General features: G+C 69.1%; 14 protein-coding genes. 10 read left to right on the forward strand and 4 right to left on the reverse strand.

Annotated features, from left to right (window positions below; genetic code table 11):
- Nucleotides 1-276: 276 nt before the first annotated feature.
- The 4 genes from NM1_RS23890 (at nucleotide 277) to NM1_RS23900 (ending at nucleotide 2,247) form a co-directional block, all read left to right on the forward strand.
- Nucleotides 277-969, forward strand: coding sequence for a DUF8010 domain-containing protein (locus tag NM1_RS23890; protein WP_246010814.1), 693 nt, complete (start codon nucleotides 277-279; stop codon nucleotides 967-969).
- 14 nt (nucleotides 970-983) lie between these two features.
- Complete coding sequence (locus NM1_RS42470; protein WP_157124000.1) at nucleotides 984-1,136, forward strand: hypothetical protein; 153 nt, start codon at nucleotides 984-986, stop codon at nucleotides 1,134-1,136.
- Between the two features lie 34 nt (nucleotides 1,137-1,170).
- Complete coding sequence (locus tag NM1_RS23895; RefSeq protein ID WP_084519965.1) at nucleotides 1,171-1,749, forward strand: sugar O-acetyltransferase; 579 nt, start codon at nucleotides 1,171-1,173, stop codon at nucleotides 1,747-1,749.
- A gap of 90 nt (nucleotides 1,750-1,839) precedes the next feature.
- The gene (locus NM1_RS23900; RefSeq protein ID WP_147288871.1) at nucleotides 1,840-2,247 is read left to right on the forward strand and encodes a hypothetical protein; all 408 of its coding nucleotides are present in this window, start codon (nucleotides 1,840-1,842) and stop codon (nucleotides 2,245-2,247) included.
- Nucleotides 2,248-2,330: 83 nt separating this feature from the next.
- On the opposite strand, the gene NM1_RS23905 is transcribed toward NM1_RS23900, so the two are convergent.
- Complete coding sequence (locus tag NM1_RS23905) at nucleotides 2,331-2,645, reverse strand: AzlD domain-containing protein (protein WP_068023905.1); 315 nt, start codon at nucleotides 2,643-2,645, stop codon at nucleotides 2,331-2,333.
- Complete coding sequence (locus NM1_RS23910; RefSeq protein WP_084519967.1) at nucleotides 2,642-3,445, reverse strand: AzlC family ABC transporter permease; 804 nt, start codon at nucleotides 3,443-3,445, stop codon at nucleotides 2,642-2,644. Before NM1_RS23910 ends, NM1_RS23905 begins: the two co-directional genes overlap by 4 nt.
- Nucleotides 3,446-3,521: 76 nt before the next feature.
- Here NM1_RS23910 and NM1_RS23915 point away from each other — a divergent pair, with 76 nt between their 5' ends.
- Nucleotides 3,522-4,094: a helix-turn-helix domain-containing protein gene (locus NM1_RS23915; RefSeq protein WP_068023908.1), complete on the forward strand. Its 573-nt coding sequence runs from the start codon at nucleotides 3,522-3,524 to the stop codon at nucleotides 4,092-4,094.
- A gap of 100 nt (nucleotides 4,095-4,194) precedes the next feature.
- On the opposite strand, the gene NM1_RS23920 is transcribed toward NM1_RS23915, so the two are convergent.
- Nucleotides 4,195-5,151 (reverse strand): NAD-dependent epimerase/dehydratase family protein, encoded by a 957-nt coding sequence (locus tag NM1_RS23920; RefSeq protein ID WP_068023912.1) that lies wholly within the window; start codon nucleotides 5,149-5,151, stop codon nucleotides 4,195-4,197.
- A 216-nt stretch (nucleotides 5,152-5,367) separates the two neighbouring features.
- Between NM1_RS23920 and NM1_RS23925 the strand changes: the two genes are divergently transcribed.
- Nucleotides 5,368-6,177 (forward strand): proline dehydrogenase family protein, encoded by an 810-nt coding sequence (locus NM1_RS23925; RefSeq protein ID WP_211339337.1) that lies wholly within the window; start codon nucleotides 5,368-5,370, stop codon nucleotides 6,175-6,177.
- A 1-nt stretch (nucleotide 6,178) separates the two neighbouring features.
- On the opposite strand, the gene NM1_RS23930 is transcribed toward NM1_RS23925, so the two are convergent.
- Nucleotides 6,179-6,871, reverse strand: a complete 693-nt coding sequence (locus tag NM1_RS23930) for an HNH endonuclease (protein WP_246010813.1) — start codon at nucleotides 6,869-6,871, stop codon at nucleotides 6,179-6,181.
- Nucleotides 6,872-7,179: 308 nt separating this feature from the next.
- Here NM1_RS23930 and NM1_RS23935 point away from each other — a divergent pair, with 308 nt between their 5' ends.
- From NM1_RS23935 to NM1_RS23950, 4 genes are all read left to right on the forward strand, one after another.
- Complete coding sequence (locus NM1_RS23935; RefSeq protein ID WP_068023938.1) at nucleotides 7,180-7,584, forward strand: globin; 405 nt, start codon at nucleotides 7,180-7,182, stop codon at nucleotides 7,582-7,584.
- 232 nt (nucleotides 7,585-7,816) lie between these two features.
- Complete coding sequence (locus NM1_RS23940; protein ID WP_373864064.1) at nucleotides 7,817-9,340, forward strand: glycoside hydrolase family 13 protein; 1,524 nt, start codon at nucleotides 7,817-7,819, stop codon at nucleotides 9,338-9,340.
- Nucleotides 9,341-9,400: 60 nt separating this feature from the next.
- Entirely contained in the window at nucleotides 9,401-9,679 is a 279-nt protein-coding gene (gene ctaJ, locus NM1_RS23945) for an aa3-type cytochrome oxidase subunit CtaJ (protein ID WP_068023919.1), read from the forward strand.
- Nucleotides 9,666-10,136, forward strand: a complete 471-nt coding sequence (locus tag NM1_RS23950) for a DUF5130 domain-containing protein (RefSeq protein ID WP_068023922.1) — start codon at nucleotides 9,666-9,668, stop codon at nucleotides 10,134-10,136. The genes ctaJ and NM1_RS23950 overlap by 14 nt, the downstream gene beginning before the upstream one ends.
- Nucleotides 10,137-10,226: the final 90 nt, after the last annotated feature.

The raw sequence follows: 10,226 nt of genomic DNA on the forward strand, positions 1-10,226 counted from the left end.
GTCGGTGGAAGGCCTGACTGGCCGCTCACGTACGCGAGTACCTGCGCCGGGGGACGGCTGACTGACCGCGCGCGAACGTAAGGTGCCTGCGCCAGCGGAAGGCCGACGACCCCCGAACGTGATACCTGGCCCAGTGCAAGGCCGACTGACTCCATCGACCGGATCGGTGTCGTCGGTGTGCGGTGCGTGACGGGTGGTGGTCGGCGTCTGCGACGATGGCACCGTCGATGGTGAGCGTTCGGGCGCGGTGGTGCGGAAGGTGAGTGTGGTGGCGCGATGATGCCGAGTTTCGAGCATTCCGACCAGCGGGCACTGCGGGTGCCCGATCCGGCCGAGCGGGAGAATCTGGCGACCTTCGCCGCGCGGGCGGTGCGGCTGGATCCGGCGGCCGTGATCCGATTGCGGCGGCGCGGCGAGCAGTACGTATCGGCATGGGTGGCAACGGGTTTCGAAGCCTTGGCGGTCCGGACCGTGGTCGCGGAGCTGGGTGTCGACGATGTGACCGTCGGCGGGGACACGCTGCTGTCCGGGCTGACCGGCCCGGGTGCGAGCGGTCCGATCGATCTGGGCTTCTCGATGGATTCCTCGTGGCGGACCGCGCTGCCCCCGACGACCGGTTTCGTGCACGTCGACGACGTCCCCGCGCGCAGCCTGGTGGAACTCGCCGAGCGCGGCCAGGAGGTCGCCGCCGAACACGGCAGCGGCCTCGGCCCGCCGGTCTCGCTGCTGGAGCAGACCGTGCTCACGGTCACCGGCGGCGGCGAGGAGGTCGAGGTCCCGATGCGGGTCGTATTCACCCTCACCGCCATGGATTTCATCCCGCACTCCGGCGAGAAGGCCGACGCTCGGCGTATCAGCCCCACCGAGATCGTCCGCGTCCGCACCACCCGCACGTGGCTGCGCCTCGACGCCCGCTACGGCTCGGTCGCCCGCCGCCGCGGCCCCGGCATGCCGTTGATGCCGCGCTGATCACCGCGCTGTCGGTGAGTCGTGCCGTTGATGTCTTGCTGATCACCGCGCTGTCGGTGAGTCGTGCGGTTGATGCCCCGCTGACCACCGCGCTGTCGGTGAGCCGTGCCGTTGATGCCGCGCTGACCACCCCGCCGTCGCTGAGCGTGCCGCTGATGCCCCGCTGACCACGGCGTAGCCGCCGAGCGTCAAGATGACGGGATGGCGAGCGACAACTTCATGCTGATCCACGACGCCGAGCTCCTGGCCCAGGGCGAACGGGTCCTCGGGGCCGAGTTCACGGCGATGCACGAGAGGGTTGTGGAGATCACCGCGCTGACCTCCCGGCTCAACATCCTGCCCTTCGACGACGAATCGGGTAGGGCTGCGCTGTTCGAACAGATCCTGGGTCGTCCGCTCCCGGCGGGGGTCACCATCTACCCGCCCTTCTACACCGATCACGGGCTGCGCCTGGACCTGGCCGAGCGCGTATTCGTCAATCAGGGGTGCACTTTCCTGGACTACGCCGGTATCCGGTTGGGCAAGGGCGTGATGATCGGCCCGAAGGCCACGTTCATCACCGTCGGCCACCCGGTGGATCCGGAGGAGCGGCGCCGATTCCTCACCGGTGCACCGATCGACGTGGCGGAGAACGTCTGGATCGGTGCCGGGGCGACGATCCTGCCCGGGGTCAGCATCGGCCGTGACTCGGTGGTCGCCGCGGGTGCGGTCGTGTCCGAGGATGTGCCCGCGAAGAGCTTGGTGGCAGGTCCGAAGGCCGAGGTGCGTCGGAGTTGGTAGCGCGAGTGGCGGTTTCGGCGTGCGTCACGGATCGTCCGGAGCGCCGAGCATCTTGACCTCGAGCGCTCTCGAGGTCATAGGCTGCGCTGCGTGACGGAACCTTTGGACCCGGGTGCGGAACGACATATCCTGCTGGTGGGCATCGATCCGGCGCTGGTCGACTTCAGCGCCATTCCGAATCTGGACACCGACGGGGTGCGCCTGTCCCGCGCCGAGATCGACGCCGCGCTGGAGTCCCTGGGATTCTCGGTCCGGCGATGCGTCCTCGACTTCGATACCACCACCGAGGCCGAACTCGAAAGCACCCTCACCGCAGGCGATTTCGATTGCGTGATGATCGGCGCCGGAGTCCGGGCCGTCCCGGAGAATCTGCTCCTGTTCGAACGCGTCATCAATATCGTCCACCGCCTCGCCCCGAAAGCGGTCATCAGCTTCAACTCCCGACCGGGCGACACGGTCGAAGCCGCGCGCCGTTCACTCGCGGCCATGCCTGCCTGATGTCGCACGGTGAGTCGTACCGCAATATCTCGTGAGACCTGGAAATGACTGCGAATCAGCCATTTCGGGACTGCCGATCCGGCTCAGGCGACGCCGAGGAGGCGGAGCAGGGCGGTGGTGACCGCGGCCGAGAGGGCGACCACGATCAGCGGAGCGCGGCGCCAGGCGACGATGACGGCGACGAGAACGCCTGCGGGGAGGGCGAATCCGGCCTTGTGCCCGGCCGGGACGAGCTCGATGACCGCGAGGGCGACCAGCAGGACGACCGAGCCGACCTCCAGCAGCTGGGTGACGCGCGGGGGAAAGGTGATGCGGCGGCGCAGGACCGGGCCCGCGAAGCGGATGGCGTAGGTGCCCACCGCCAGCACGAGGGCGCCCGCGATCAGGGTGGTGTTCACGATCTCTCGCCTCGCAAGTCTCGGATCTCGCTGGGGTCCGGTGAACGCCCGCTCGTCATTCCGGCGTGCTGGGCTGATGTAGGGGAGGGCTCTTCGTCCGTGCGGTCCGGTTCGGGATCGGCGGTCGTGTCCTCGGTGCGGCCCAGGGCGAGGAGCACGGCGGGCAGCGCCAGCAGCACCGGGAGCCCGGCGCCGAGGAAGGGCGTGGTTCCCGCCGCCACCGCCGCGCCCACCAGGGTCGCCCGCCGGGTCGCCCGGTCGCCGCGGATCGCGGGCAGGGCCAGTGCCACCAGCACCGCCGGGAAGACCGCGTCCAAGCCGAACCGGTCCGGGTCGGGGACCGCGGCGCCGATCGCGACTCCGAGCACGGCGCCCAGCGGCCAGGCCAGCAGCACCCCCAGCCCGCACAGCCAGAAGGCGGCGCGGCGTCGGTCGCGATCGGATTCGGCCAGGGCCAGCGCCACCGACTCGTCGTTCATGACGTGCGTGCCGATCAGCCGCCGCCACCCGGTGCCCACGACGTCGGGCACCGCCAGTCCGTACGGTAGGTGGCGGGCGTTGACCACCAGCCCCGCCAGTACCGCGGCGACCAGGCCGCCACCGGCGGCGATGATCCCGACGAACAGGAATTCCGCGCCCCCGGCCAGCACCAGGACGCTGAGCAGCAGTGGCAGCCAGGCGGGCATTCCGGAGGTCACGGCCGAGGCGCCGTAGGACACGCCGATGGCCACGACCGCCAGGCAGATGGTCGCTATACCGGTGAGGTCACTCCGATCGAGTGTTCGCCATATCGAACGCACGACTACTATATTGAACACAACCGGGTGGACTCGTCAATCTCGCCCCGGATGCGGAGAGGTACTGTCTGAAGCCATCATGACCGAGCACGACGCCGCCCAGTCCGCGCCCCCGCAGGAGGCCATCGCCGCCGCCCTCCGCCGCGAGCGGGGCCGTGTCGGCCTGTCGCTCACCGAGGTGGCGCGGCGTGCCGGTGTTGCGAAATCCACACTGTCCCAATTGGAGTCGGGCGTCGGCAATCCGAGCATCGAGACCCTGTGGGCGCTGTGCGTGGCGCTGGGTATCCCGTTCTCCCGCCTGCTCGATCCGCCGCGCCCGCAGGTGCAGGTGATCCGCGCGGGGGAGGGGCCGGTGCTGGCCTCCTCGCAGGCCGACTATCAGGTGGCGCTGCTGGCGGCCAGTCCACCGAACGCCCGCCGCGACATCTACCGGATCTCGGCCGAGCCCGGCCAGCCGCGCCGGTCCGAACCCCATTCGCGCGGCGAGGTCGAACACCTGATCCTCGCCGCCGGGCGAGCTCTCGTCGGCCCGGCCGCCGACCCGATCGAGCTCGGCCCGGGCGACTACATCTGCTACCCGGGCGACCGGCCGCACATCTTCGAGGCCCTCGAGCCCGGCACCTGGGCCATCCAGGCCAGCGAACATCTCTGACACCGGACAGCGTCGTCCGGTCCTCGCTGTTCCGGTTCGCGGTGCGGCGCCTGCCCTTCTGCGGTTCCGCACCGTCGACGCCGTCCAGTCGGTGCTCAGGCTATGCGGCGAGGCTCTTGTTACCCTGGGCGACAACCGTTTTCCACCAGGCGACGGTGCCGCGGGCTACCTCGTCGATGGGTGTGGGGCGCAGGCCGAGCCTGCGCTCGCTGGCCGAGGAGTCCAGTTCGAAGGGGCGCTCGAATTGGTAGTTCATCTCGGCCAATTCGCGCATCATGCCGTTGGCGAGCCCGGCCGTGCGGAGGACCCAGCCGGGCAGCGCCAGCACCTTCGGGGCGGGCACGCCCGCGGCCGCGGCCAGGGCGGCGACGAGTTCGCGCATCGTCACGGCGGGAGCGGTCGGGGCGTGCAGGAAGGAGTTCCACAGCGCGCGGTCCGCCGCGGCGGTGATCATCGCCGCCGCGAGGTCGGGCATATAGGTGAACGAGTGCGGCAGGTCCGGCTTGCCGAAGACCTGAACGGTCTTGCCCGCCAGGATATTCGGGACCATGCGCTCCCCGGCGTGCGACATCCGCACGTGCGGGCCGATGAAATCCGAGGCCGCGACGCTGACCGTCGGGGTCGGCGACGCCTCGCGCGCCCGCAGTAGCGCGACCCGCACGGCGGGCTTGCCGAAATCGGCTGTGCGGGGCATGGTCTCGGTCATCGGCCGGGTCACCGGGCCGTAGGAGTACAGGCTCTCCGGGAATACGACCACGGCCCCGGCCTGCCCGGCCACCTCCAGCACGGTCTGCTCGGCCGCGGGCAGTTCGGCCCACCAGGCTTTCGCCTCGTACTTCGACCCGTGCGTGCAGTGATACACCGCCGCCGCGCCGTCCACGGCCGCCGAAAGCTGTTCGCGCCGAGTGACATCCACACGTCGCCGCTCGATCAGGGGGTGCTCGGGCCCGCTTCCGGACCGGGTCAGGATGCGGACGTTCTTCCCCGCGGCGGCGAGTTGCTCGGCGACGGTGGTGCCGACGGGTCCCGCTCCGGTGACGACATGCAGTTCGGACATTCTGTGTACTCCTCTCACATTAGAGAGCGGTGCTCTCTATCTATGGGCAAGCATGCCTCATCTACCGAATCTCTGTCAAGAGCAGTGCTCTCTATTTGGGGTCGCCGCAACTCGACTCCCCAGCCGAAGAACTGAGAAGATGTGACCATGTCGATAGATCGCGCAATTTTGTTTCGGCTGGCCACGAATGACGTTGTGGAGCAGGTTGTTCGGGCCGTGCCGCGAGGTGAGGCCCTGGCCTGGCGCGCGGCGTCGCGGTATGTGCCGGGGACGGCGGCGGCCGATGCGGTCCGTGTGGCCGGAGAACTCGGTGCGCGCGGCGTGGCCGCCGCCATCGATCATTTCGGTGAACTGGTCGACGACAGCGTGGTCGCGGGGCGGGTCGCCGACGACTACTTGCGCCTGGCCGACGACCTGACCGGCCTCCCGCACGACGTGTGGCTGGCCGTCGACCTGTCCCACCTCGGCCTCGATATCGACCCGGCCACCTGCGCCGACCATCTCGCGGCGATCGCGCGGACATTGCCGGAGGGCCGCCGGATCCAGGTCGGCGCCGAGGACTACGACCGCGCGGACGCGGTGCTGAAGTGTGTACTCGACGTAGCCGATCGGGGCCTGGCCGACCGCCTCGGCGCCACGGTGCAGGCCAATCTGCATCGGACACCCGGCGATATGGAACGCCTGATCGAGGCCGGTGTCCACATCCGGCTGGTCAAGGGCGCCTACCTGGAATCACCCGATCGCGCCCTGCACTACGGCGAGCCCACCGACATCGCCTTCGTGCGCGCGGCACATCGGCTGGCGGCGGCGGGTGCTTCGTTCGCGCTGGCCACCCAGGACGGCGTGCTGCGGGAGTCGCTGCTGACCGCGCTCGGGCCGATACCGGTGGAGCAGTTGCTCGGGGTGCGGCCGGAGGTGCTCGACGACCTCGTTGCGCGCGGCGTGCCGGTGCGCGTGTATATCCCCTTCGGCGACAACTGGTTTCGCTACTGGATGCGTCGGCTGGCCGAATCGCGGGGTGCCTGAGCTACGCGGCGCCCTCGCCGAGGTACTGCAACCACACCGGGTCCAGCTCGGCGGTGGTCGACAGCAGGCGCCAGTGCGGACCCTTCGGCGCAACCATCGGGTGGTGCAGCGTCCAGCCCAGCTCGGCCAGCAGCTTGTCGGCCTTGCGGTGGTTGCACGGGGCGCACGAGGCGACGCAGTTCTCCCAGGTGTGCGGCCCGCCGCGGCTGCGCGGGATGACGTGGTCGATCGTCTCGGCCTTGCCGCCGCAGTACGCGCAGCGGTACCGGTCGCGGTGCATCAGCGCCGCGCGGGTCATCGGGACCCGGGCGCGATAGGGCACGCGGACGTAGTTGCGCAGGCGGATCACCGACGGCAGGGCGACCGATGCGCCGGCGGAATGGACGACGGGACCGTCGGGATTGTGGTGGACGGCGTCGGCCTTGTCGCAGATCAGGAGCACGACGGCGCGGCGCGCGGACAGTGCGGTGAGCGGCTCGTAGGTGGCATTCAGAAGCAACACCCGGCGCTTCACCCAGGTGGCGACGCTCGGAGCGGGCTCGACGGTGCGGTGCGGATACGCACCCGGAGCGGAACGTTTATCGGACAGGACATGCAGCGGAGAAGCCCCCGACCCACGATTGTGGACGTCGGCGGGCTGGAGTTGTCGGTGTGTCCGCGCCTCGTGTGCCCGGGCGCCGTGCCGCTGCTTCATGGGAACCCCGAATTCGATTTGTCCCGTTCGTGTGGTATCCGGTCAGACACTGCCAACCAGTTGACCATGGAACCGTCACCATTGCCAGCTGATTTGACACATTCCGGCTGTGGTGTTCGTGAACGCCGGGTTACACCCGGGGGCGGTATGCGTGTGTCGGGTCGAATGTGATGTTCAGCCGGTCATCCCAGGATGCCGCCGAACCGGTGGGTCTGCCGAGCACGCCCCGGTTCCGATTGGGTGCCGACTTGTTGCCGGGCGGCGGCGGGTGGGAAGCCGGGCGGGGCGCAGATATGCTGGCGGGTGTTATGACTTCCGGAGAGCAGACGGCGACATCCTTCTACGAGGCGGTCGGTGGCGCGGAAACGTTCCGACGCCTGGTGGCGGCCTTCTATCGGGAGGTGGCCCGCGACGAGGTGCTCCGCCCGCTGTATCCCGAGGAGGATCTGGGCCCGGCCGAGCGCTGGCTGCGCATGTTCCTGGAGCAGTACTGGGGCGGGCCGCGCACCTATTCCGACGAGCGCGGACATCCGCGACTGCGCATGCGGCACATGCCGTTCCGCATCGGCCCGATCGAGCGCGACGCCTGGCTGCGGTGCATGCAGATCGCCGTCGCCGAGATCGAACCGGAGGTGCTCGACGACGAGCACCGGCGCGCGCTGCTCGATTACCTGGAGATGGCGGCGAATTCGCTGGTCAACTCGCCGTTCTGAGATCATGGCGTAAAACCGCGTCCGGACCGGAGGATGTCCGATTCCTGCTGAGGATTAGCTAGTTCTCGCCAACACGCGCACCGCGGGCGGCTTTTACCGGAAATCTTTGGCACTATTAACCGTTGTGACACCTTCATCCCCCGGGGAGCGGACCGCGTCGGCGGTCGGGTCCGATGCGGCGTCCACCGATCCCTCCGCCGCGCCGTGGTGGCGCTCGGCGGTCTTCTACCAGATTTATCCCCGCTCCTTCGCGGACACGACCGGCGACGGCGTCGGCGATCTCGGCGGCCTGCGAGATCGGCTGGGATACCTGGAGTTACTGGGCGTCGATGCGCTGTGGATCTGCCCGGTGATGCGCTCGCCGATGGCCGACGGCGGCTACGACGTCAGCGATCCGCGCGATATCGACCCGCTGTTCGGCGATCTCGCGGTGCTCGACGAGTTGATCGCCGAGGCGCACGACCGGGAAATCAAGATCACCATGGATCTGGTGCCCAATCACACCAGCGACCGGCACCCGTGGTTCGCCGCCGCGCTGGCCGCCGGGCCGGGCAGCCCCGAACGCGCGCGCTACCACTTCTGTGACGGCCGCGGCCCCGGCGGCGCCGAACCGCCCAACAACTGGCCGAGCATCTTCGGCGGCCCGGCCTGGACCCGCGTGACCGAGCCCGACGGCACCCCCGGACAGTGGTACCTGCACATCTTCGCCGCCGAACAGCCCGACCTGAACTGGGACAATCCGGAGATCGCCGCCGACTTCGAGCAGACCCTGCGGTTCTGGCTCGACCGCGGGGTCGACGGCTTCCGGATCGACGTGGCGCACGGCATGGCCAAGCCGCCGGGGCTGCCCGATATGGCGCGCGTCGACACCCGGATGCTCGAGCACGACGACGACGATCCGCGCTTCAACAATCCGGGCGTGCACGAGATCCACCGCCGCCTGCGCAAGGTGTTCGACGAATACCCGGACGCGGTGTCGATCGGTGAGGTCTGGGTGCAGGACAACACCCGCTTCGGCGAGTACGTGCGTCCCGACGAACTGCATCTCGCCTTCAACTTCCGCCTCGCCGAAACACCGTTCGACGCCGCGAAGATTCGTGCCGCCGTGGACAATTCGCTGACGTCGGTGACATCGGTCGGTGCCAGCGCCACCTGGACGCTGTCCAATCACGATATCGAGCGCGAGGTCACCCGGTACGGCGGCGGCGGTGTCGGGGTGGAGCGGGCGCGGGCGATGATGATGCTCGAATTGGCGCTTCCCGGAGCGGTATTCGTCTACAACGGGTCCGAACTGGGACTCCCCAATGTGGACGACCTGCCCGACGAGGTGCTGCAGGATCCGGCCTGGGAGCGGTCCGGGCATACCGAGCGCGGCCGCGACGGCTGCCGGGTGCCGATGCCGTGGGAGGGGCAGCGGCCGCCCTTCGGATTCACCACGGGCACACCGTGGTTGCCGATTCCGCCGGAATGGTCCGATCACACGGTGGAGGCGCAGCTCGAGCGGCTGGACTCGACGCTGTCGCTGTACCGGGCGGCCATCGACCTGCGTGCCGAGCGTTCGGAATTCGCCGGTGACGAACTCGACTGGTACGGCAGCCCGCCGGGGTGCCTGGCGTTCCGCCGGTCGGGCGGTCTGGTCTGCGCGCTCAATGCCTCCGACGAGCCGATTCCGCTGCCGCCGGGGGAGGTGCTGCTGTCCAGCGCGCCGCTGGTCGGCAATCGTCTGCCGGTGAATGCCGCGGTCTGGCTGGTGTGAGGAACCGCGACACGTTCACCGGTCTGCGATCCGGTCGGGAGGATCGTCTACCGTTGGGCTGTGAGCATTCTCGAGACAGTGCTGATCTTTGTCGGCATCCCGCTGGTGATCTACGCGGTGATCGCCGGATTGTCGTATCTCGGCAAGCCGCTGCCCGGAGAGAAGCCGGTCCACTACAACCTCGGTGACAAGTGGACCGCCGACCCGGTGCTGTGGAGCGCGACCGACGAGGTGACCAAGTTCGGTCACGATATTTCCGCAGGGTCGCATGGCAGTCATGCGGCCATCGAATCCGCCGCGTCGGATCTGATCGGAGGCCGGGCAAGTGGCAAGTTCTAACTGGCCCGCGGTGGTCGAGGCCGACCTGCCGCGCGGATATGCAGTCACCAGCAGCGGGCGCGTGTCCGGTGTGCACGAGTCCGGCGACGTGTTCAAGGAGGCGCCGTTCAGCGACACCGAGCGGCTGATCATGGACAACACGCTCACCGAGGCCACCCGCTCGACCAAGGTGCGGTTCACCGTGTACATCGGCGACCTGCGCCCGGAGCCCGCGAGCGGTGCCGACGCGATCTTCCCGAACACCCCCGAGCCGGAGCGTTCGGTGCTCATCGCCGTCTCGCCGAACGACCGCGCCGTCGAGGTCCGCTCCGGCCGCGACGTCGCCGACCGGGTCAACGACCGCATCTGCCAGCTCGGCGTCACCGCCGCGCTCAGTTCGATGCGGCAGGGTGAGCTGATCGACGGCCTGGTCTCGGCCGTGCGTGTGATGGCGGCGGCCATCGGGCGTCCCAGCTGAGTTGGTTGTCTCGGCGCTGGTGCGGGGCTGAGGTGCGTCGTTCGCGGATTGAGGTGCACCGTCACGGTGGGCGCGGGCTGTATCTTTGGC

It is taken from the genome of Nocardia mexicana NBRC 108244, assembly GCF_001613165.1.
Lineage (GTDB): Bacteria > Actinomycetota > Actinomycetes > Mycobacteriales > Mycobacteriaceae > Nocardia > Nocardia mexicana.